The organism is Duganella violaceipulchra, from assembly GCF_019166075.1.
In the GTDB taxonomy this organism is placed as follows: Bacteria; Pseudomonadota; Gammaproteobacteria; order Burkholderiales; family Burkholderiaceae_D; genus Rugamonas; species Rugamonas violaceipulchra.
The window spans coordinates 587,863-610,569 of record NZ_JAHTGR010000002.1; the positions used below are offsets into that span (position 1 = coordinate 587,863).

Consider the following 22,707-nt stretch of genomic DNA (forward strand, 5'->3'; position numbering starts at 1 on the left):
CCGCAACGCCATGCAGAACCCGCCGGTTTTTCGCACCCATGATGCGGCGAGCCGGCCGGTCGTCGCCATCCAGCATCCCGATGATGTGTTCGAAACCTTGTTTCAAAGCATACAGGGCGGCGAACAGCATGTGCGGCCGCCGCTGGAGCTGAGGCCCGACTCCCCCTTCCTCACATTTATCGAAGTCGGCTACGCGCTGCGCGCCTGCCTGGAAGACAAGTCGCGCCGCGATTACCTGGTGCAGCGCTTGCGTCCGCACGTGAGCGCGATCATCGGCACCTTGCCGGCCGGCCTGCAGCCGCAGGGCATGCTGCCGCGCGTCCCGGCGCCGCCCGGTTTTCGTCCGCTGGAGCAAATCGGCGACGCGGAAGTGCGGGCCTGGCTGGTGGAGGACGGCGGCCTGATCTACGGTGAGCTGCAACGCCATGAACTGGATAACTACTTCGATGCGATCGCCGCGGTCATCCGTCCCGGCGGCGTGATGGTCGACCTGGGCAGCGGGCTGGGCAAGGTGGTGATGTCGGCGGCGCTGGCGTTTCCGTTCCAGCGCTGCATCGGCGTCGAATTGATCGGCTATCGGCATGCGATGGCCGCGCAGCGCCTGCACAACTTGCTGGCGCTGGCAGGGAAGGCGCTGGCGGCGTTGCCGTCGCCGTTGACGCCGGAGACGCCGTTGCGGCTGCCGTTCGGCGGCGAAGCGAACGGCAGCCACCTGCTCGATCTGGCCTCCCGCATCGCCTTTATCGAAGCCGATATGTTCCGGGTCGATGTGCGCGGCGCCAGCCTGGTGTTCATGTACAGCACCTGCTTCGGTCCGTTGATGGACGCGCTGGGCGACAAGCTGGCGCGCGAGATGCAGGAAGGCGCCCTGGTCAGTACGACCACCTATCCCTTGACGCATCCGGCGTTCAAGTTGTTGTGCAGCTACCCGGCCGGCACCCTGGCCTGGACCAATGTGATGCTTTACCAGCGCGCCGGGCCGCTGGAGAATGTGGTAACTACGGCGGCGACCACGTATGAGCCCGACCCGGCCGCATGGGAGGAACGGCTCCGCCAAGAGTTCGCGGCCATGGACGATAGGGTATTAAAGTAGCCACTTGCGCGCCGTAGCGATCATATTGTCCGACAATGTGCGCGTCAGCGCCGTCTGGATATCCCAGCGGTGCCAGATCAGCGGCACGTCCAGCGTGTCGCCCGGCGTCATTTCCACCAGCGTTCCCGCCTTCAATTGCTGCTCGCACTGCAGGAGCGGCACCATGCCGTAGCCGAAGCCCGCCTCGATAAACCGTACAAAACCATCCGAACTGGCCAGCGAATGATGGGGATAGTGGCCGCCGTAGCCGGTGCGGCGGGCGATGTAGCGTTCTTGCAGGGCATCTTTGCGGTCGAAATTCAGCGCCGGCGCCTGTTGCACGGCGGCGGCCGTCATGCCGTCCGGGAACCAGCGCCGGGCGAACGCCGGGCTGGCGACGCAGTGATAGCGCATGATGCCCAGCGGCGTTGATGTCGTTCCGGCAACTTGCGCCGATTCGCTGGTCACGCAGCCGAATACCCTGCCTTCCCGCAGCATGGTCAGCGTATGGTCCTGGTCGTCCAGGCGGATGTGGAGCAGACACTGGCCGCTGAGCATCAACGGCGTTACCGCTTCCTGCACCCAGGTCGCGGCGCTGTCGGCGTTGACGGCGATGGCGATCTCCGGCCGCGCCTCGCCCGAGTCCGGCCGGTGGAGCAGCGCCGCCTCCAGCAGGCGTACCTGGCGGTAATGGGCGATCAGGCGCTGGCCGGCCGCGGTGGGCACGGGCGGCTGGCTGCGCACGATCAGCAATTCACCGGCGCTGTTTTCAAGCATGCGTATCCGCTGCGAGACGGCCGATTGGGTGATCGACAAGGCCAGGGCCGCCTTGTCAAAGCTGCCATGATCGATGACGGCGTCCAGCGCCGCCAGGCCGCGATAGTCTATCTGCTTCATTAGCCGCTCTAATATTTGGTCAATAATATTAATTATACTTATCTTTGCGAGATGGGTAAGCTGTCGCCATCGTTCAAGGAGAAAAATATGGAAGCCACTGCTTTTTTAAAAGGAATTGGTCTGGGAGGCAGCCTGATCGTCGCTATCGGTTCACAAAACGCTTATTTGCTGAGGCAGGCGTTGAAACGCGAATTCGTATTGACCTGCATTGCGATTTGCGTCATCTGCGATGTGGTTTTAATCGGTGCCGGCGTGGCCGGCATGGGACAGCTGATTACGCAGGCGCCAACGCTTTTATTCTGGATTAAGATCGCCGGCGCCGGATTTTTATTCTGGTATGGATTGCGGGCGGCCCGGTCGGCGTTGAATCCCGGCGCCATGGAGGCCGGCGATAGCACGCCGGTCAGCGATCGCCGCACGGTTATCGCCGCCATGCTGGCATTCAGTTTATTGAATCCCCATGTTTATCTGGATACCGTCGTCTTACTCGGTTCGATAGGCGGGCAGCAAGCAGGTAATGGACGCTTGTATTTCGCCTTGGGCGCCATGCTCGCTTCCTTATTATGGTTTGGCAGCCTGGGCTTGGGCGCCCGCTATTTAACCCCGGTATTCGCCAAGCAGCGTGCCTGGCAGATACTGGACGGCGTGATCGCACTGGTCATGTGGGGCCTGGCTATTTCCTTATTCGCTTGATGGCTGGGAATAGATCGGCAATAAGGCTGATGGATCAAGTGGGTCCGCCAGCGCCTGTCCACGTGCTGGGCCTGGCGCAGCGAGCCAAGCTCAAAACTGGCTGGTACGTGCCAATTTTTGGCATAAAAAACATGGTTCCCAGGGCTTTTTCGGATGGACGGAGGCATTGTGCTAATCGGCAACACTGTATCCGGCCTGAGATACCGCCACCGCAGCCGTTCGGCATACAATGGAGATAGTTACCTCAGAACAGTTCTTCAGGATTCCGGGCCAGACGACGGCCGATATATATGAGCACGGACCTCAGTAATTACGCCCATCTCTCCGCAGTAGCGGCCGCTTTTGCGGCGGACGCTATTCTGAGTACATTGCTTATTTTCCTGTGGCTGATGCAGCGCAAGGAAAAGCACGCCCTGTTTTGGGGGCTGGGGCAGTTGTCGGTCATGAGTGGAATAATTGTCTGGTTTATCGGTGACCGGGTATTGTCCGAATCCCTGCGTATTCAACTGTGCGCCGTATTGCTGAGCGCCGGCCTGATAGGTTATTGGAGCGGGACCAAGTTTTTCCTGGGCGAGTTATATCGCTATCAAATACGCTGGATATTACCAGTTGGTATATTAATTGCCGCGATATCCGGTGCCGTATGGTTTGTTAATCCGGATATTATCGCTCCCGGCAGCGCCGCCATATTAGGCGCGATGATGCTGTGGTGCGGCCAACGCCTGATCAAGAATAAGAACCGCTATCGCCTGTTGGGTATTACCCTGGTTTTGCGCGGGGGGTTTAATCTCCTGAGCGCGGTAACGCTGGGCCCCGAGTTATATTTGATCTGGTTTGTCGGCACCACGATATTGAAAACCCTCAGCATGCTGGGTTTGATTTATGCGGTGCAGGATGAGATCCAGCAACGCTACGCCCGCACCATCGATAGCCTGAGTAACGGTTTTTTAATCCGCGACCGCCGCGGCTATGTCATGGTGGCCAATGAGCGTTGCGCCCGTTTGCTGGGTTTCAACCGTCCGGCCGACTTGATCGGCCGCCATGTCACCGATCTGTTGCCCGGCCTCACCCGTGAAATGGCGGACCAGTATTTCAGCCTGTTTGTCACCGAGGGCGTCCAGTACCCCATCGTCGATAGCGCCGTCGTGACTTTGCACAATGGCAATAAACTGCCGCTTGAGATGCTCGGTTCGCCCTACGAAGAGCGCGGCCGGGTGTACTGCCTGGTCCAGTTGCTGGACATCAGCGAGCGCAAAAAGAAGGACGATCTGCTGTATCAGGCGGCCCGCATCGATCCCGTCACCGGCTACTTCAACCGCCACGCGCTGTCCAAGCGGCTGGAAGAGGAATTGGCGAATGCCGCCTTCGACCGACAGGAATGCGCCGTGCTGTTCATCGACCTGGACAAGTTCAAGCGCGTCAACGATTCCTTCGGCCATGCCGTCGGCGACGAATTGCTGCGCCAGTTCGCGCGCCGCCTGCACGCCATCCTGCGGCCGCAGGATGTGCTGGCCCGCTTCGGCGGCGACGAATTCATCGTCATCCTGCCCGGCTTGCCGCTGGGAACCAGCGAGCAAACCGCCAGCGACTGCGCGGCCGGCATCATCGCCACCATGTCCGCCAGTTTCAACCTGTTGCATCACGCGATAGGCGTGTCTGCCAGCGTGGGCGTCGCCTGCTATCCCTTGCACGGCACCGATAGCGATACGCTCATCCGCAACGCCGACATCGCCATGTACGAAGCCAAGAAGGCCGGTCGCGGGGAAATGCGCTTCTTCAACGACGCCATGAACGCCGCCGCCAAGGATGCGCTGGTGATCGACGGCGCCTTGCGCGGCGCCATCGAAGCCTGCGAATTCCGTCTGGTCTACCAGGCCATCACCAACTCCCACACCGGCAAACTGACCAAGGTGGAGGCGCTGCTGCGCTGGGACAGCGCCTTGCTGGGCGCGGTGCCGCCGGACCGTTTCATACCAGTGGCCGAAGATAGCGGCATGATCGTCGAACTTGGCACCTGGGTGCTGAACCAGGCCTGCCGCCAGGTGGCGCAGTGGAGGGCCAGTCCGCTGGGCGAGATCACCATCAGCATCAATGTTTCCGCTTGGCAACTTGCCGATCCGGCGTTCGTCGGGCTGGTGCGGCAGGCGCTGGCCAGCAACGGCCTGGCGGCCCGCCAGCTGGAGCTGGAGCTGACCGAGCGGGTGCTGATCGACGATGGCGGCCACGTGCAGGCGGTGCTGGCGCAATTGCGCTCGCTGGGCGTCAGTATTTCGCTGGACGATTTCGGCACCGGTTACTCCTCGCTGAGCTACCTGACCCAGTTCCACCTGAACACGCTGAAGATAGACCGCGCCTTCGTCATGGATATCGAGCACAGCGAGCGCAGCAACAACCTGGTGCACGCCATCATCGCGATGGGGCACAGCCTGGGCCTGCAGCTGGTGGCGGAGGGCGTGGAAACGGCCGGCCAGGCGGCCATCCTGGAAAAGATGGGTTGCCATTACCTGCAGGGCTACCATATTTCCCGACCCATACCGGCGGAGGAACTGCTTGTTTTTGCGGACGGCCTGCTCGACAGGCCGCACGTTGACAACTTCGCTATCTAGTGGCTGCGGTGGGCAGCTTTTGCGCCGCTTCCTCGGCGGTCAAGATCCAGATGCGGTCGATATTGCCCTGGCTGTCCACCGTGTAGTTGACCACGATGTCGCTGCCGCGCACGGCGGCCGGCATCTCGATCATATTGTCGCGGTTGAAGATGCGCGCGGCCGGCGATAGCTGGCGCGGCTTGCCGTCGATGCTCACCTCGGGGAAGTAGCCGGGCGTCATCTTCCCGCGCAGGGCCTTGGCCGGAAACGGCCGCTCGAACGCCAGCGCAGACAGCGACAGCAAAACCGCCACCAGCAAGGCACAGAATCGCAGCATAGGTGAGCTCCTCAAACGATGAGGCCCCAGCTTACCCGATTATTTTCCCAGCGTGGCGAACATCGCCAGCACGGCGGCCGCCATCAGACCGGTGCACAGCCAGCCCAGCACGCTGAGCCGGCGCGGGATCACCAGCTTGCCCATCACCGCCGGCCGCGCCGCCAGCAACATCACCACCGCCATGATGGGCACGGAGATCACGCCGTTGAGCACCGCGCTCCAGTACAGCGCCCGGATCGGATCGATATCGGTGAAGCACAGCGCGGTGCCGATGATGGTCGCGCCGATGATGATGGCGTAGAACTTGGGCGCGCCGGAATATTGCAGCTCCAGGCTGTTCTTCCAGTGCATGGCGCCGGCGATGGCGTAGGCGGCCGAGCCGGCCAATACCGGCACCGCCAGCAGGCCGGTGCCGATGATGCCCAGGCTGAACAGCGCGAACGCGAAGTCGCCGGCGATCGGCCGCAGCGCCGAGGCCGCCTGGGCCGACGATTCGATCTGCGTGACGCCATGCGCGCCCAGCGTGGCGGCCGTGGTCAGCATGATGAACAGCGCCACCAGATTGGAGAAGCCCATGCCGATCACGGTGTCGGTCTTGATGCGCCGCAGGTTGCGCGGCGCCTGCTCCTGGGCGTGCTTGAGCGCCCTGGCGCCGGGTTCGGCATGCAGCTCCTCGACTTCCTGCGACGCCTGCCAGAAGAACAGATAGGGACTGATGGTGGTGCCGAAGATGGCCACCACCGTCGTGATGTAGGCCGCCTGCCAGGACAGCTTGGGCAGCAGCGCCTCGTGCAGCAGGGTCAGCCACGGCAGCTTGAGCGTCAGCGCGGTGGCGACATAGGCCAGCAGGCTCAACGTCAGCCACTTCAGCAGCTTGACGTAGCGGCTGTACGGCAGCGTCACCTGCAGCGCCAGCGACAGCAGGCCGGCCGCCGCCGCATACCAGTGCGCCGGGCCGCCGGCCAGCAGCGCGACGGCCTGGCCCATGGCGGCGATGTCGGCGGCGATGTTGATGGTGTTGGCCACCAGCAGCAGGCCGACCAGCAGATACAGCAGCGGCGCCGGGAAGTGGCGGCGGATATTGGTCGCCAGCCCGTGCCCGCTGACGCGGCCGATGCGCGCGCTGATCGCCTGGATGCCCACCATCAGCGGATAGGTCAGCAGCACGGTCCACAGCATGCCGTAGCCGAACTGCGCGCCGGCTTGCGAATAGGTGGCGATGCCGCTCGGGTCGTCGTCGGCCGCGCCGGTGATTAGGCCCGGCCCCAGCTTGCTGAGCCAACCTTGTTTGCCGCTCTGTGGCGTCGTCATGTCCATGCAATCTCCCTGTTGACGCCCATGCTAGGGCGACGGCGGGTAGGGGTCGGTGCGTTCGCGTACTTATCCTGAGTGCGGAAATGTTGCCATGTCACCAAGCCGTCACATTCCCGTCATCGCCGCGTCACATGCAGTTCCTACAATCTTGCGAGTTGAGTTTCCAGTCTCAGTCCACACTAACCAGCAAGAAAGAAGAATAAATCATGCAACAGCGCTTCCCTCTGAAACCTTTGTGCCTGGTGGTCCTGCAAGCCCTGGCGTGCCAGACCTACGCCTATGCCGCCGACGCGGCCGATGCCGCCGCCGACAGCTCGGTGGCCGGCGCCATCGTCGGTCCTGTGCAAACGGTGGAAATCACCGGCCGTGGCCAGTCGCGCCAGGTGCAGAACATCAACAAGGCCGACCTGGCCGAAGCGCTGCCGGGCACCAGCCCATTGAAAGTCCTGGAAAAACTGCCGGGCGTGAACTTCCAGTCCGCCGATCCGTTCGGCGCCTACGAGTGGTCGACCCGCTTCAGCGTGCGCGGCTTCAACCAGAACCAGCTGGGCTTCACCCTGGACGGCGTGCCGCTGGGCGACATGAGCTACGGTAACAACAACGGCCTGCACATCAGCCGCGCCATCTCGTCGGAAAACGTCGGCAACGTCACCGTGTCGCAAGGCGCCGGCGCGGTCGGCACCGCCTCCACCAGCAACCTGGGCGGCACCGTGCAATTCTTCACGCTGGCCCCCAGCGATGTGCGCGGCCTGACCTTCGCGCAAACCTTCGGCAGCGATTCGACCTCGCGCACCTTCGCCCGCGTCGATACCGGCCTGATCAACAACGCCGTCAAGGCCTACATCAGCGGCACCCGCCAGCGCACCGACAAGACCAAGGGCGAAGGCGGCCAGGACCAGGATCAGCTGAACTCGAAGTTCGTGTTCAACTTCGGCGAAAACAGCCTGACCGGCTTCCTCAACTATTCCGACCGCCGCGAAGTCGACTACCAGGACGTGTCGCTGGAAATGGTGCGTCGCCTGGGCTACGGCTGGGACAACTACCAGCCCGACTGGCAGCGCGCCGTGGACGCGGCCAGGAACAAATTCACCGGCGGCGTCAACAGCCTGGACGACGCCTACTACTCGGCCGGCGGCCTGCGCAAGGACACCATCGGCGGCTTGACCCTGGCGCTGAACTTCGGTCCGTCGATCGAGCTGAAGACCACCATCTACCACCACGACAACGACGGCCAGGGCCACTGGTACACGCCGTACGTGGCGACCGACGCCGCCAACCCGATCTCGCTGCGCACCACCGAGTACTCGATCGGCCGCGACGGCGTCACCAGCGACCTGACCTGGGAACTGGGCAACCACACCATCACCGCCGGCCTGTGGGGCGAGCGCAGCAACCACAACGTCAGCCGCAACTACTACAAGGTGACCGGCCCGGCCGACACCATGTTCTTCCTGGCCAATCCGTTCCGCACCGACTTCAAGCAGAACTTCGTCACCACCACCTCGCAGTACTACGTGGCCGACACCTTCAGCGCCATGGACGGCAAGCTGAAGTTCAACGCCGGCTTCAAGGCGATGGACGTCGACATCAAGGCCACCAACATCCTCGGCAGCCGCGCCGCCGGCGACCTCGACGCGGAGAAGAAATTCCTGCCGCAGGCCGGCGTCAACTACGCGCTCAGCAGCGACGACGAAGTGTTCGCTTCCGCATCGAAAAACATGCGCGCCTTCCAGCCGGGCGTCAGCGGCCCGTTCTCGCAGACCCAGGCCGCCTACAACGCCGGCATCGCCAAGCTCAAGCCTGAAACCTCGGTCAACATCGACCTCGGCTACCGCTTCAAGCGCGCCGATATCCAGGGTTCGGTGGCGGTCTACAACGCCCGCTTCGACGACCGTCAGCTGAGCGTGGCCACCTGCGCCGGCATCGTCGGTTGCCCGTCGACCTTCGTCAACGTCGGCAAGGTCGACACCAAGGGCCTGGAAGCGATCGCCGTATGGAAGTTCAACCGCGAGATCAGCTGGTTCAACTCCTACACCTTCAACGATTCCAAGTACAAGTCGAACTACCAGGATGGCGTCAACCTGGTGGCCGTCAGCGGCAAGCAAGTGGTCGATGCGCCGCGTTCGCTGTTCAACACCGAGGCCTCGTATGAAAACGGCACCTGGTTCGCCCGCGCCGGCGGCAAGTACACCGGCAAGCGCTACTACACCTACCTGAACGACGGCGGCGTGCCATCGTTCTGGCTGGCCAACCTGTCGGCCGGCTACAAGATGAAGTCGCTGGGCATGCTGAAGGACCTGTCGCTGCAGGTGAATGTCACCAACCTGTTCGACAAGCAGTACATCAGCTCGATCGGCACCAATGGCTTCCAGGCCAGCGATGTCAACGGCACCGCGCAAACGCTGCTGACCGGCGCGCCGCGCCAGGTGTTCATCACGCTGAACGGCAAGCTGTAAATGGACCGCTCGCTGGCATGCGGCGCGCTGATGTTGGCGGCTGCAGGGATGGCCACGGCCAGCGGGGCGGCAACAACGCCGATCCAGCACGTGATCGTGCTGGTCGGCGAGAACCGCACGTTCGACAATCTGTACGGCGTGTATGAGGCGCGCAAAGGCCAGACGGTGGCCAACCTGTTGTCGAAGAAAATCGTCAACCGGGATGGCACGCCGGGGCCGCGCTTCGCGGACGCGGCGCAGAAGCTGGGTCTGTCCAGCGGCGCCTACACGCCGACGCCGGCATTCAACGGCGTCTACGGCGTCTTGCCCCAGCCCTGGGCCTGGGGCGCTTTCGGCCAGCGCCAGGATGTGGCGGACGCGCGCTTCCCGTCCAACCTGCCCAACGGCCCGTTCCAGATCACCCACCACGTCGGCTACGGCGCCCACACCGGCGATCCGACCCACCGCTTCTTCCAGATGTGGCAGCAGGTCGACGACGGCAAGAACGACCTGTTCGTCTGGGTGGCCGACCAGACCGGTCCCGGCCCCAGCAATCCGGCGCCGCTGGCGCCCGGCAGGACCGGGCAGGGCGCGGTCGCCATGGGCTTCTACAACATGGCGCGCGGCGACGCGCCGCTGTTCAAGCGCCTGGCCGACCAGTACGCCATCGCCGACAACTACCATCAACCCATCATGGGCGGCACCACCGCCAACTACTTCGCGCTGGCCACGGCCGATGTCGGCTACTACACGGAAGACGGCCAGGCCGCCGTGCCGCCGGCCAAGCAGATCGAAAATCCGGACGCCCAGCCCGGCACCAACAACTGGTACACCGAGGACGGCTATCGCGGCGGCACCTACGTCAACTGCGCCGATCCGGCCCAGCCCGGCGTGGCCGGCATCCGCGCGCTGCTGGCGCAACTGCCGTACCCGGCCTTCAACGACGGCAACTGCGCGCCCGGCCACTACTACATGGTCAACAACCTCGATCCCGCGTTCGGCCCATTGGGCGAGCCGCTGCCGCTGGGCCCCGATAAATTCCTGCTGCCGCCGCAGCCGATGCCGCACATCGGCGATGCGCTGACGGCCGGCGGCGTGTCGTGGAAGTGGTATAGCGGCGGCCGCAACGACGGCAAGAAAGTCGACAAGGAATACTGCGGCATGTGCGACACGCCGACCTTCTTCAGCTCGACGATGAACGGTCCGGACAAGGACAAGCTGGTCGACCTGATGCAGTTCTACGTCGACGTCAAGGATGCCGCGACGTTCCCGTCGGTGGCCGTGATCGCGCCCTACGACAGCATCTCCGGCCATCCCGGCTACGCGATGGAAACCAGCTTCGACGAACTGGTGGCCGGCGTGCTCGAGCGCGTGCAGGCCAATCCGGCGCTGTGGCGTAACACCGTCGTCCTGGTCACCTTCGACGAGGGCGGCGGCTACTACGATTCCGGCTACGTGCAGGCGATCGATTTCTTCGGCGACGGCACCCGCATACCCCTGCTGGCGATTTCGCCGTGGGCAAAAAAGGGCGCGGTCGACCACACCTACTACGACCACGCCTCGATCGCCAAGTTCATCGAGCGCAACTGGTCGCTGCCGCCGCTGTCGGCGCGCAGCCGCGACAACCTGCCCAATCCCGTCCACGACAAGGGCTCGCCCTACGTGCCGCGCAACCGCCCGGCCATCGGCGATCTGATGAACCTGTTCGACTTTTCCAGCGCCCGCCGCTGACCTGTTGCTGGCGCAACACAGTGCGATGTTGTCGCTGGTGGCGGGCCCGACATCGTTGCATACTGGACGGCCCCAAGCTGCGATGAGGAGACCGCCATGAAATGGTTTTACGACCTGAAGATAGCCAGCAAGCTCATAGTTTCCTTCGGCGCCGTGCTGTTGCTGACGCTGGTGATGGGCGTGTGTTCCATCCTGTCGATCGGCCAGGTCAATCAAGCCTCGACCGACCTGGCGGAAAACTGGATGCCCAGCGTGCGCGCGGTGCTCGAACTGCGCGCCGACGTCGGCGACTACCGGCGCTGGGAGCTGGCGCATCTGCTCAACGAAGAGGCGCAAGGCATGGCCGGCTACGAAAAGCGCATGGAAGACACGATGGCGACCCTCAAGGCGCATCGCCAGGGCTTGGAAAAACTGATCACCACCGCCGAGGAAAAAACGCTGGCCGCTGAATTCGATGCCAGCCTGGCCGCCTTCCTCGGCGAGCACGGCAAGATGATGACTTTGTCGCGCGCCAATCAGAAGGTCGAGGCGCGCGCCGTGGCCAGCGGCGCCTCGGCCAAGATCCTCGGCGAACTGACGGCCATCGCCAACAAGCTGGTCAAGCTCAACGCGGAGGGCGGCGACGCCGCCAGCAAGGCCGCCACCGACACCTTCAAGACGGCGCGCTGGACCGCCATCGTGCTGCTGTCGTTGAACATCGTGGTCGGCATGGCGCTGGCGATGTGGGTGGCGCGCATCGTCTCGACGCCGTTGCAGGAAGCGGTGGCGCTGGCGCGCGACGTGGCTGGCGGCGACCTGACGCGCGCCATCGACGTCAAGTCCGCCTGCGAAACGGGGCAGCTGATGCAGGCGCTCAAGGACATGACGGGCAATCTGCAAACCCTGGTCAGCCAGGTGCGCAGCGGCACCGACACCATCGCCACGGCGTCGAGCCAGATCGCCAGCGGCAACCAGGATTTGTCGTCGCGCACCGAGCAACAGGCCAGCTCGCTGGAAGAGACGGCGTCGTCGATGGAGGAGCTCACTTCCACCGTCAAGCAGAACGCCGACAATGCGCGCCAGGCCAATGTGCTGGCGCAGTCGGCGTCCGGCATCGCGGTCAAGGGCGGCGACGTGGTGGGGCAGGTGGTCGGCACCATGGCGTCGATCAACGCATCGTCGCGCAAGATCGTCGACATCATTTCCGTCATCGACGGCATCGCCTTCCAGACCAATATCCTGGCGCTCAACGCCGCCGTGGAGGCGGCCCGCGCCGGCGAGCAGGGCCGGGGTTTCGCGGTGGTGGCGTCCGAGGTGCGCAACCTGGCGCAGCGCAGCGCGGCGGCGGCCAAGGACATCAAGCAGCTGATCGGCGATTCAGTGGAGAAGGTGGAGACCGGCTCGCAGCTGGTCGAGCAGGCAGGGCGGACGATGACGGAAATCGTCGCCAGCATCACCCGCGTGACCGACATCATGGCCGAGATCACCTCGGCCAGCGTGGAGCAGAGCAGCGGCATCGAACAGGTCAACACCGCCATCGTGCAGATGGACCAGGTGACGCAGCAGAACGCCGCGCTGGTGGAGCAGGCCGCCGCGGCGGCCGAGTCGATGCAGGATCAGGCGGCCAGCTTGAGCGAGGTGGTGAGCGTGTTCAAGCTGCTGGCGTCGAGCGCGCCGGCGGCCCGTCCGACGCCGCGCCGCAAGCCGGTGGCGCCACCGCCGCGCGTGGCGGCCGCGGCGCGGCCGGCGCTGAAGAAGCCGGTCCAGGCCAGCACCGGCGACGAGTGGGAAACGTTCTAGGCAGCGCCGGGGTGCCGCTCGCGCCACGCCTTGAGCGCGGCGCGGTAGCGCTCCAGTTCATCCTGGTACATGTCTTCCACGCAGAAGCTGCAGCCGCTGTGGCAGCAGTCGCCCGGTTGCGGCGCCTGCGGCGGCAACGGCATGGCATCGTCGGCCGCCGCGTCGGTTTTATTTTGTTTCGCGTCCATCCACTTCCCTACATCGGCGGCATGGCCAGCAGCGCCATGTTGCGGCCTTTTTCCTTGGCCCGGTACAGCGCGCGGTCGGCCATCTGCACCAGCAGTTCCGGCGAACTATCCTCGGTCGGCACCATCACCGCCACGCCGATGCTGATGGTCAGGATGCCGAACGGCGACTGCGCATGCGGCAGCTGGCGCCGCGCCAGCTCGGCGCAGATTTCCTCGGCCACGCCGAAGGCGTCGGCCGCATCGGTGGCGGCCGCCAGCAGCGCGAACTCCTCGCCGCCGTAGCGCGCCACCAGGTCGGTGGTGCGGCGGCCGTGCGTGGTGATCAGCTCGGCCACGGTGCGCAGGGTCGAGTCGCCGGCCAGGTGGCCGTAGTGATCGTTGTACTTCTTGAAGTAGTCGACGTCCAGCATCGACAGCGCCAGCGTCTGGCCGGTGCGCGCGGCGCGCCGCCATTCGGCCTCCAGCGCCAGGTCGAAGCCGCGCCGGTTGCTCACGCCGGTCAGGCCGTCGGTGGTGCTGAGCGCGGCCAGCTTGCGGTTCGATTCCTCCAGCTCGCCGGTGCGCGCGGCCACCAGCTGCTTCAGCTCGGCCTGGTGGCGGGTCAGGCGCTGGATGCGGATCTTGTAGGCCAGCAGCAGCGAGCCGACGATCAGCACGGCGCCGCCGGCGCGGAACCACCAGCGCTGCCAGAACGGCGGCGTGATGGTGATGTTGAGCGTGGCCGGCTCCGGATTCCACACGCCCAGGTGGTTGGCGGCCTTGACCCGGAACACATAGTGGCCGGGGTTCAGATTGGTGTAGCTGGCGCTGCGGTGGGCGGCGTCGGTCTCGACCCAATCGCGGTCGAAGCCTTGCAGCTGGTAGGCGTAGCGGTTCTCGCCCGGCTCGGTGTAGTGCAGCGCCGCGAACTCCAGCGAAAACACGGTGGCCTGCGCCGACAGGGTCAGCGCGGTGGGCGAGGTCACCGGCCCTTCGGCCTTGACGTTCTCGCCCGGCTTGCCGTCCTGCAGCGAGTGGTTGAAGACGGTGATGTCGGTGATCGCCACCTGCGGCGGCACCGAGCTGGTGCGCACCGCCGACGGCGTCACCGCCGTCATGCCGTGCACGCCGCCGAAGTACAGCACGCCGTTCTCGCCCATCGAGGAGGAGTTGACGGTGTAGCCCTCGGTCAGCCCGTCGGACGCGCTGAAGTGGCTGACCTGGCCGGTGGCCGGGTCCAGCCGGTACAGGCCGGCGATGGTGCTGCACCAGATCTTGCCGTCGCGGTCGTGCTCGATCGACAAAATCTTGGGCGCGCGCATCGCCGCCGCGTACGACTTGAAGCTGACCTGGCCGTCCGCCGCCAGCACCACCAGGTCCAGGCCCTTGCTGGTGCCGACCCAGATGCGGCCTTGCCCATCCTCGTGCAGGCTGGCGATGTTGTCGTCGCTCAGGCTGGCGCGGTCGTTATTAATGTGGCGGTAGTGGCGGAACTTGCCGGTGGCCGGGTCCAGCAGGTCGAGCCCGCCGCCATTCCATTCCGAGCCGGCCCACACCCGGCCGTTGCGGTCTTCCAGCACCGCCGAGGTGCCGTTGACGCTGCGCGTGCCGGGGTCTTGCGGATCGTTGTAGTAGATCTTGCGGGCGTCGCTCTTGATGTCGTAGCGGATCAGGCTGTTGCCGGTGGCCAGCCACAGCACGCCGCCGGCGCCGGGCGCGATGGCGTTGATGTAGTCGCTGGCGGTGTTGCCGAAGTGGATGACCTGGAAGGCGCTGTCCGGCGTGTCCAGTCGGTTCAGGCCGTTGGAGGTGCCCAGCCACAGCGGGCCTTTGCCGGCCTCGTCCTGGTACATGCTGTAGACGATCGAGTGGCTCAGCATGCCCGGCTGCTTGTCGTCCGCGTGGTAGCTCTTGACGACGGTGCTGGTGGCCGGATCGTACAAGCTCATGCCGACGTTGCCGCCCAGCCAGATGCGCCCGCCCGGCGCGCGGGCCAGGCTCAGCAGCGCGTTGCTGGCCGGCGCCGAGCGGCTGTCGATGCGGAACGGCACGTGGCGGGTGAAGCCCTCGCTCGACAGGTTGGCCAGGCTGATGCCGTCGGTGAAGGAGGCGATCCACAGCATGCCGCCGCGGTCTTGCAACACCGCGCGCAGATTGTCGCCCGGCAGGCTGTAGGGATCGTCGGCCGCGTGCACGAACTGGTCGAACTCGCCGCTGGCCTCGTTCCAGCGCAGCAGGCCGGCCGACAAGGTGGTGCACCACAGCGTGCCCTTGTTGTCGAGGTTGAAGTTGGTGATGCGGCTGTAGGGCGAGGCGATGGCCTTGCGGCTGTCCCAGTCGCGCTTGCCGTCCCAGCGGATCACGCCCGACTCGGTGCCTATCCACAGCATGCCGTTCTTGTCGAACTGCAGCGCGCGCACGATGTTGACGCGGGCGTCGGGCTTGGGCGCCGGATCGACCTGGTGGTGCTGGAAGGTGCTGGCGCCGGGCGCCAGGTAGTCCAGCCCGCCGGGCCAGGTGCCGATCCAGACGCCGCCGCGGGCGTCCAGCGCCAGCGCGTTCAGGTCGTTGCTGGCCAGGCTGGCGGGGTCGGCGTCGTCGTGGGCGTAGACGGTGAACTTGCCGCTGTTCGGATCGAAGTGCTGCAGGCCGCCCCAGCTGCCCACCCACATGCCGTTCTTGCCGTCGGAAATGATGTTCTTGATGATGCGGTGGTTCTTGGGCGCCTTGCCGGACGGCGCGAACACGGTGAAGTCGTTGCTTTCCGGGTTGAAGCGCGCCAGGCCGTTCTGGGTGCCGGCCCAGATGCGGCCCTGCTGGTCTTCGTAGATGGCCGAGACGCGGTCGTGCGGCAGGCTGCGCGGATCGTTGGGGGTGTTGATGTACTTGACCGCCTGGTAGCCGTTGTAGCGGTACAGGCCGTTGGTGTGGGTGCCGACCCAGATATAGCCTTTGCGGTCCTGCAACAGCGACAGCATCGACGGCTCGTCGCCGCCCAGCGGGCCCAGTTTCTTGAAGCGCAGCGACGGCGCGGGCGCGGCCAGCGCGTCGGCGGCGGGCAGCCAGGCCAGCAGGGAGGTCAGCAACAACAACAGTGACAGCAGGAGGGAAGGGCAGCGGCGCAGCACGTGCATGTAGAGGATATCCGGTGGCGTAACGGGTTGCGCGTGCGGAGCAGCGCTCGATTTAATCAGCTAATCTGGTCGGATTGACTATTATACATACCATTGATGCAAGGGTTTTAATATAAAAGCCGGTGGTTTTTAGCGCAGTTGCCGGAAATTAGGGTATAGTTTACGGCGCTCATTGTATCCTGCTCACCGCGTGTCCGCCCGCCGGCCCCACCGCACTCCTCCAAGTCGTACCTCCGCCGGGCCGGCAGCACAGATATGCCGTTAATTGAAGAAAGCTTGGCTGTCCGCCGCAGGGCCGCCGCACACATTATGTCCGAAACCGAGATCATCACCCCGACCGTTATTGAGTCCGCCGCCCAGCAAGCCGTGGCCGCCGAGGCCGAGGCCGCGCCTGCCGCTGTGGCCGCCCTTGCAGCCGCCGAGCCCGCCGAAGTCCGTTTTGCCGACTTCGGCCTGTCGCCGGCCATCCTGCGCGCGCTGACCGACCAGGGCTATGTGCACCCGACGCCGATCCAGGCCCAGGCCATCCCCGTGCTGTTGCAGGGGCGCGATGTCATGGGCGCGGCCCAGACCGGCACCGGCAAGACCGCCGGCTTCGCGCTGCCCATCATCCAGATGCTGCTGGCCCACGCCAGCGCCAGCACCTCGCCGGCGCGCCACCCGGTGCGCGCGCTGATCCTGACCCCGACCCGCGAACTGGCGGTGCAGGTGGCCGAAAACGTCAAGGCCTACGCCCAGCACACGCCGCTGCGCTCGACCGTGGTGTTTGGCGGCATGGACATGAAGGGCCAGACCATCCTCCTCAAGGCCGGCGTCGAGATCGTCATCGCCACGCCGGGCCGTTTGCTGGACCACGTCGAGCAGAAGAACATCAGCCTCGGCCAGGTGCAGATGCTGGTCATGGACGAAGCCGACCGCATGCTCGACATGGGCTTCCTGCCCGACCTGCAGCGCATCATCAACCTGCTGCCGGCCAAGCGCCAGAACCTGATGTTCTCGGCCACGTTCTCGCCGGAGATCAAGAAGCTGGCCAACACCTTCCTGTCCAACCCGGTGACGATCGAAGTGGCGCGCAGCAACCAGACCGCCGACAAGGTCACCCAGGTGGTCTACAAGGTGCCGGAAAACCAGAAGCACGCGCTGACCGCGCATCTGCTGCGCCAGCGCGAACTGAAGCAGGTGATCATCTTCTCCAACACCAAGATCGGCGCCTCGCGCCTGGCCAAGGGCCTGGAGCAGGAGGGCATGAAGGCGGTCGCCATCCACGGCGACAAGACCCAGCAGGAGCGCATGGCGGCGCTGGAATCGTTCAAGAAGGGCGAGATCGACATCCTGGTCGCCACCGACGTCGCCGCGCGCGGCCTCGACATCACCGACCTGCCGTGCGTGATCAACTACGACCTGCCGTACAACGCCGAAGACTATGTGCACCGCATCGGCCGCACCGGCCGCGCCGGCGCCTCGGGCGACGCGCTGTCGATCTATTCGGACAAGGATGAACGCCTGCTGGCCGACATCGAGAAACTGATCAAGCAGACCATCCGCCGCGGCGAGCTGGACGGCTTCAACCCGGCGCCGAGCTATGGCGGCGACGAGCGCGGCGAACGCCGTCCGCGGCGCGACGAGGGCGGCCGCGGCGCGCCGTCGTCCTCCTCGTCCGCGCCGGCCGGCCGTGGCGAGCGCGGCGACCGTGGCGAACGCAGCGAGCGCCCGCCGCGCGCCGCCGGTGCGCCGTCCTACGGCAGCCGCCGCGAGAAGGTCGATCCATGGTTCCTCAAACCGTACGAGCCGGCCAAGGCGCCGGCCCCGGCGCCGGCCGCCACGCTGGGCGGCGCCGCGACGGCCAAGCCCAAGCAGAAGATCGCCTTCCTGCTGGGCGGCGCGCCCAAGCAGTAAGCCAGGCGCGGACATCAATAACCGGCCAGCCCGGACGCGATCTTGATCGCGTCCGGGCTGGCCGGTTTTTTTTCGGGCCGACGGCTCAGGCGTCCGGCTTGCGGTAGGCGCACACCACGATATCGCTGGGGAACAGGCGCAGCAGCGGGATGCTCAGCATGATGGCGGCATACTGCAGGTAGTTGCTGAACGGCGTGCCCTGGCCGGCGCAGCGCAGCCGCTCCAGCAGGCCGGCCGCGCGCACCGAAGGCAGTTCCGCGCGCAGCTTGAGCTCCATGCCCTGCTGGCCGACCAGCGCGGTCAGGTTGTCGGCCTGGAAGTAGTGCACATGCGGCGAGGGCAGGCCCTTTTGCCACAGGCGGTCGAACGGCGCGCGCCAGCCCAGCCGCGCCAGCAGCTTGGACAGCTGGTAAAAGAAGCCGCGGCTGTTGGGCAGGTTGAGGATCAGGATGCCGCCGGGGTACAGCCGTTCGCGGCAGGCGGCCAGCGCCGCGCGGATATCCGGGATGTGTTCGATGACGTCGTTGAACACGATGACGTCGAAGCGCTCGTCGGCCTCCAGCGCGTCGGGGAAGTAGCCGTTGCGCACCGGCAGGCCGCGCGCGGCGGTGCGGCTGGCGACCGTGGTGTCGGGCTCCATGCCCAGCACCTGAAAGCGCTTCCTGGCCACCTCCAGGAACCAGCCGTGGGCGGCGCCGACGTCCAGCAGCCGCTGCGCGCCCGGCGTCGCCAGCCGCGCCGCGTAATCGATGATGGTCTGGAAGTTCGCCACCCGTATCGCTTTCAGGCCGGTCTCGCGCTCGGCCTCGTCGACCTGCAGATGGACCGCCGCGTCGTTGATGGTCGGCGGCAGCGCCGCGCTCTCATAATGGCAGGCCGGGCAGGTGCGATGCCAGGCTGTCAGGCCGGCCGCCGTGCTGTGGCCGCAAACTATACATTCCATCTAACACTCTCCGAAATCGGACTACGTTAAACATCACCACTGCAATGTACGGTAGTCTTGCCGGAGTAGCAATCGCTATCGTCAGCGCAGCGTCACACCCTGCAGGTAGAACGCCAGCTGCCGCCTGTCCTGCGGGCCGGGACTGTGCGGCGCCTCGTGGGTCAGCTCGATGCGCACGCCGGCGCCGTCGCCGTGGGGCGGCAGCTCCAGCGCCGTGCCGGCCTGCAGGTCGACCCAGCCCTGGTCCACGCCGTTGAGCTTGACGCGGGTGCGGCGGTTGCCCTCGAAATAATAGCCGCGGAGGGTGATCTGGTGCGCCGGCGTGTCGCCCAGATAGCTCACCAGCATCAGCGATTGCTTGCTGTCGCTCCAGGCGCCGTGCTGCGGCTCGATCTGGCTCCAGCCGCGGCCGAGCAGCAGCGTCTGGTCGCGGGTGAACTGCACCGCCCCCAGGTTCACCGCCGGCCAGCAGGCCGGCAGCTGTTTCAGGTAGAGCCAGCGGTCGGGGCCGCCGATGGCGGGCGCGACCGGGGCGTTGCCGCACAACTGGCTTTCCGGGTCGGGCAGGCTGCTGTGGTACAGGGCCTTGAGCGTCACGCCGTTGACCCGGTAGGCGTGCACCTTGGTGCGGTCGCGGCTGTCCTCGATGCCGGTGAGGCGCTCGACAAAGATCTCGGACTCGGGATTGTAGAGCGAGGGCGCGTGGCGGAACATCCATTTGGCGAGCGGGCTGAATTCGGTGTAGGCATAGCTCTTGGCGTTGCTCATCGCCAGCAGCTGGCTGCAGGCCAGCAGCCCCAGCAGCACCCAGCGGGCGCGGCCGTGCAGTTCGCGCAGCCGCCACAGCAGCAGGAACACGAAGGGCATCGCGGCCCAGAAGGCGTAGCGCATGACGCCGGAGGCGCCGGAGTTCCAGTTGTGCACCGCCAGCGCCGGCACGGCGAACGCCACCGTCAGCAAGCTGGTCAGCAGCAGCGCCAGCAGGCGGCGCCCGCGCGCCGAGGCCGCGCCGCGCCAGCTGGTCCACAGCAGCGCCAGCGCGACGCCGGGGATGGCCACGATCATGCCCTGGTTGAGATCGAAATACAGCGAATGCAGGCGTTCCAGGCTGACCAGCGCGGCGCCGGTGGCCACCTTGGCGATCAGGCTGGGGGTGCCGAACTCGGCCAGGTTGAAGGCCGGCGACATGGCCCACACCAGCAGGCCGATGGCCAGGCCGGCCAGCATGCGCGGGCTCAGCGTCCGGCGCAGGTTGCCGCGCCAGCCCAGCAGCGGCTGGTAGCGCAGCACGTAGGCCAGCAGCGGCGCGGCGCCCAGCACGAACACGATGGTGGGGTTTTGCATCGCGGCGATGCCGGCCAGCAGGCCGCCGCGCCGCGGCGCGCCGCTGCAGAAGCAGACCAGGCTGGCCAGCAGCGCGGCGGCGCTGACGATTTCCGGGCTGCTCCAGGTCCAGTACAGCGAGCCGCCGCAGGCCAGGAACAGGGCGGTGCCGGCCAGCGCCGCGGGCGCCGAGCGGAACAGCCGCAGCAGGCACAGCGCCAGCACCCACACCAGCATCACATTGACCACCAGGAAGCATTGCAGCGGCGGCCCGCCGCTCCACAGCAGCAGCTTCAGCGGCAATGCCGCCAGCGCCGGATAGCCGAAGAAATGCAGGCTGTAGGCGCGCCCGTCGCTGCCGCGGAAATAGCCCTGGCGCGGCACCTGCGCGTGGCTGGCGATGCCCTGCGCCAGCTCGTCGAGCCCGCCCGCCGTGTAGGCCGGCATCAGTTGCCGGGCCAGCGCGACGTCGCTCAGGCGCAGGTCGGGAGTGGCGTGCTCGGCCAGGGCGATGGTGGTCAGCATGTATTCCTCGCCGTCGCCGCTCAGTCCGGCGTCGCGCGACAGCGCCAGGGTCAGCAGCGCCAGCGCCAGCAGCAGCGCAAAGACGGCCAGGGTTTTGCGGCTCAGTTCGGTGACCGGATGGCTGGTGGAGTCGGGGGAGGGGACGGGCTGGCCGGCGAGGGGGGCGGCTTGATTCATGGTATTCCGAGAGGACGAGAGTCAGTATCGGAATGGATTATATGGCAACTGCTTATGAAAACGGAAAAGTTTATTAATTTTCAGCATGGCGGGCGCCGGCGCGGGCCGGCGCCCCTCGTCTCAGTGCGGCGCCGCCACGCATTTGACCTCGCCGTTGATGTAGCGCCAGCCGCGCGTGCTGTCGACGTAGGCGTTGTCGGGCGACAGCGCGCCGCCCTCGCCGCACAGCTTGACGATGGCGGCCGGGGTGCCGTCATGGTACAGGGTCTTGGTGACCCGCTCGTGGTAGCGGTAGGCGTACACCTCGGGTTCGTCGAAGTAGTTGTCGATATGCTTGATGCGCTCGGCAAACAGTTCCGGTTCCGGGTTGTACAGCTGCGGCGCGTGCTCCAGCACGCGCCGCGCCAGCGGGCTGAATTCGACATAGCGGAAGCGGCCCAGCACGTCGCTGACGCCGATCTGCAGCAGCAGCACGGCCAGCACCGGCGCCAGCCAGCGGCGCCGCGCGCGCAGCTGCATGGCCAGCGCGAACAGCAGCGGCATCGCGATCCAGGTGGCGTAGCGCATCACGCCCTGGGCGCCGGAATTCCAGTTGACCACGCCCAGCGTCGGCAGCGCCAGCATCAGGGTCAGCAGCGCGCACGCGGCCAGCAGGCGCAGCAGGCCGGCGGCCGGCGCCGGCTGGCCGCGCAGACGCACGCTCCACGCCAGCAGCAGCAGCGCCACCGCCGGCAGGCCGATGATCATGCCCTGGCTCAGATCGAAGAACAGCGAGTGCAGACGGGTCAGGCTGACGAAATCGCTGCGGGTGTAGATGTGGCCGATCAGGCTGGGGAAGCCGAAATTGAGCTGGTTCCACAGCATCGGCGTCAGGCCCAGCAGGGCGCCGCCCGCCAGGCAGGCCAGGCCGCGCGCGCCTTGCACGGCCTCGCCCAGCTGCGCGCGCCAGGGACGGCCCGGCTGGTAGTCCAGCGCCAGGCGCAGCAGCGGCATCCAGCCGAACACGAAGACGATCGACGGATTCTGCATCGCCCCCAGCGCCGCCAGCAGGCTGGCCCGCAGCGGCGCGCCGGAGCTGAACAGGGCCAGCGCCGACAGCAGCGCGGCCACCGCCATGGTCTCCGGCGTGGTCCAGCGCAGATAGGCCCAGATGCCGCAGGTCAGGGCCAGGCCCAGCATGCACAGCGCCTTCAGGTTGTCCTGCAGCAGGCGGCGCAGCGACAGGCCGAGGATGAACACGCAGCACAGGTTCAGCGCCAGATAGCATTTGAACGGGTCCATGCCGGCCAGCGGCAGCAGCTTGAACGGCACCGCCGCCAGCGCGGAAAAGGCAAAGAAGTGGGCCGCGTAGATCTTGTCGCCGCTGCCCTTGGCGAATGGCAGGTTGACGATGCCCGGCTGGTGCTTGAGGTTGCGGTCGATCTCGGAATAGTCGTAGGCCAGCCACGGCAGGCGGCGCTGGCCTTCCTCGAGGTCGGCCAGGCGGATGTCGGGCGTGCCGTGGTTGGCCACCGCCAGCGTGGTGAGGGTGTATTCGGCGACGTCGCCGTTGTGCACCGCCGGCCAGGCGCTGAGCAGATACAGCAGACAAGCGAGCAGGGCGGCGGTATAAAACGAACTGGACGAAATCAGACGGCGCATGGACGGTAAGGGCTCGTGATGGGAGGGCGTTGAGTATATGTTAATTGCCAAATGACCA

Annotated in this window: 15 protein-coding genes; 7 read left to right on the top strand and 8 right to left on the bottom strand. The window is 65.9% G+C overall.

Going from position 1 to position 22,707, the window contains the following annotated elements:
• Positions 1-10: 10 nt before the first annotated feature.
• Positions 11-1,093, top strand: a complete 1,083-nt coding sequence (locus KVP70_RS05630; protein WP_217941081.1) for a class I SAM-dependent methyltransferase — start codon at positions 11-13, stop codon at positions 1,091-1,093.
• Here the strand turns inward: KVP70_RS05630 and KVP70_RS05635 are convergent.
• The gene (locus KVP70_RS05635) at positions 1,085-1,969 is read right to left on the bottom strand and encodes a LysR family transcriptional regulator ArgP (RefSeq protein ID WP_217941082.1); all 885 of its coding nucleotides are present in this window, start codon (positions 1,967-1,969) and stop codon (positions 1,085-1,087) included. The genes KVP70_RS05630 and KVP70_RS05635 overlap by 9 nt on opposite strands.
• Before the next feature lie 87 nt (positions 1,970-2,056).
• Between KVP70_RS05635 and KVP70_RS05640 the strand changes: the two genes are divergently transcribed.
• Entirely contained in the window at positions 2,057-2,662 is a 606-nt protein-coding gene (locus tag KVP70_RS05640) for a LysE/ArgO family amino acid transporter (RefSeq protein WP_217941083.1), read from the top strand.
• Between the two features lie 824 nt (positions 2,663-3,486).
• Positions 3,487-5,268, top strand: coding sequence for a putative bifunctional diguanylate cyclase/phosphodiesterase (locus KVP70_RS05645; protein WP_229224607.1), 1,782 nt, complete (start codon positions 3,487-3,489; stop codon positions 5,266-5,268).
• On the opposite strand, the gene KVP70_RS05650 is transcribed toward KVP70_RS05645, so the two are convergent.
• Entirely contained in the window at positions 5,261-5,584 is a 324-nt protein-coding gene (locus tag KVP70_RS05650; RefSeq protein ID WP_217941084.1) for a hypothetical protein, read from the bottom strand. The two genes, KVP70_RS05645 and KVP70_RS05650, sit on opposite strands and share 8 nt — an antisense overlap.
• A 39-nt stretch (positions 5,585-5,623) precedes the next feature.
• On the bottom strand, positions 5,624-6,901 hold the full coding sequence (locus tag KVP70_RS05655; protein ID WP_217941085.1) for an NRAMP family divalent metal transporter: 1,278 nt from the start codon (positions 6,899-6,901) through the stop codon (positions 5,624-5,626).
• Positions 6,902-7,104: 203 nt separating this feature from the next.
• Between KVP70_RS05655 and KVP70_RS05660 the strand changes: the two genes are divergently transcribed.
• From KVP70_RS05660 to KVP70_RS05670, 3 genes are all read left to right on the top strand, one after another.
• Positions 7,105-9,354 (top strand): TonB-dependent receptor, encoded by a 2,250-nt coding sequence (locus KVP70_RS05660; protein WP_217941086.1) that lies wholly within the window; start codon positions 7,105-7,107, stop codon positions 9,352-9,354.
• Positions 9,355-11,064, top strand: coding sequence for an alkaline phosphatase family protein (locus tag KVP70_RS05665; RefSeq protein ID WP_217941087.1), 1,710 nt, complete (start codon positions 9,355-9,357; stop codon positions 11,062-11,064).
• A gap of 96 nt (positions 11,065-11,160) precedes the next feature.
• Positions 11,161-12,843, top strand: coding sequence for a methyl-accepting chemotaxis protein (locus tag KVP70_RS05670; protein ID WP_217941088.1), 1,683 nt, complete (start codon positions 11,161-11,163; stop codon positions 12,841-12,843).
• Here the strand turns inward: KVP70_RS05670 and KVP70_RS05675 are convergent.
• Complete coding sequence (locus KVP70_RS05675) at positions 12,840-13,031, bottom strand: oxidoreductase-like domain-containing protein (protein WP_217941089.1); 192 nt, start codon at positions 13,029-13,031, stop codon at positions 12,840-12,842. The genes KVP70_RS05670 and KVP70_RS05675 overlap by 4 nt on opposite strands.
• An 8-nt stretch (positions 13,032-13,039) precedes the next feature.
• Positions 13,040-16,144, bottom strand: a complete 3,105-nt coding sequence (locus KVP70_RS05680) for a ligand-binding sensor domain-containing diguanylate cyclase (protein ID WP_217941090.1) — start codon at positions 16,142-16,144, stop codon at positions 13,040-13,042.
• Between the two features lie 309 nt (positions 16,145-16,453).
• Here KVP70_RS05680 and KVP70_RS05685 point away from each other — a divergent pair, with 309 nt between their 5' ends.
• Positions 16,454-18,040: a DEAD/DEAH box helicase gene (locus tag KVP70_RS05685; protein ID WP_217941091.1), complete on the top strand. Its 1,587-nt coding sequence runs from the start codon at positions 16,454-16,456 to the stop codon at positions 18,038-18,040.
• An 85-nt stretch (positions 18,041-18,125) separates the two neighbouring features.
• Here the strand turns inward: KVP70_RS05685 and KVP70_RS05690 are convergent, their stop codons facing one another.
• From KVP70_RS05690 to KVP70_RS05700, 3 genes are all read right to left on the bottom strand, one after another.
• A complete protein-coding gene (locus tag KVP70_RS05690; protein WP_217941092.1) occupies positions 18,126-18,983 on the bottom strand; it encodes a class I SAM-dependent methyltransferase in 858 nt (285 codons plus the stop codon).
• An 81-nt stretch (positions 18,984-19,064) separates the two neighbouring features.
• Positions 19,065-21,008 carry a hypothetical protein gene (locus KVP70_RS05695; protein WP_217941093.1) on the bottom strand — a complete coding sequence of 648 codons (1,944 nt, stop codon included), beginning with the start codon at positions 21,006-21,008 and terminating at the stop codon, positions 19,065-19,067.
• Between the two features lie 120 nt (positions 21,009-21,128).
• A complete protein-coding gene (locus KVP70_RS05700; protein WP_217941094.1) occupies positions 21,129-22,649 on the bottom strand; it encodes a hypothetical protein in 1,521 nt (506 codons plus the stop codon).
• Positions 22,650-22,707 lie beyond the last annotated feature (58 nt).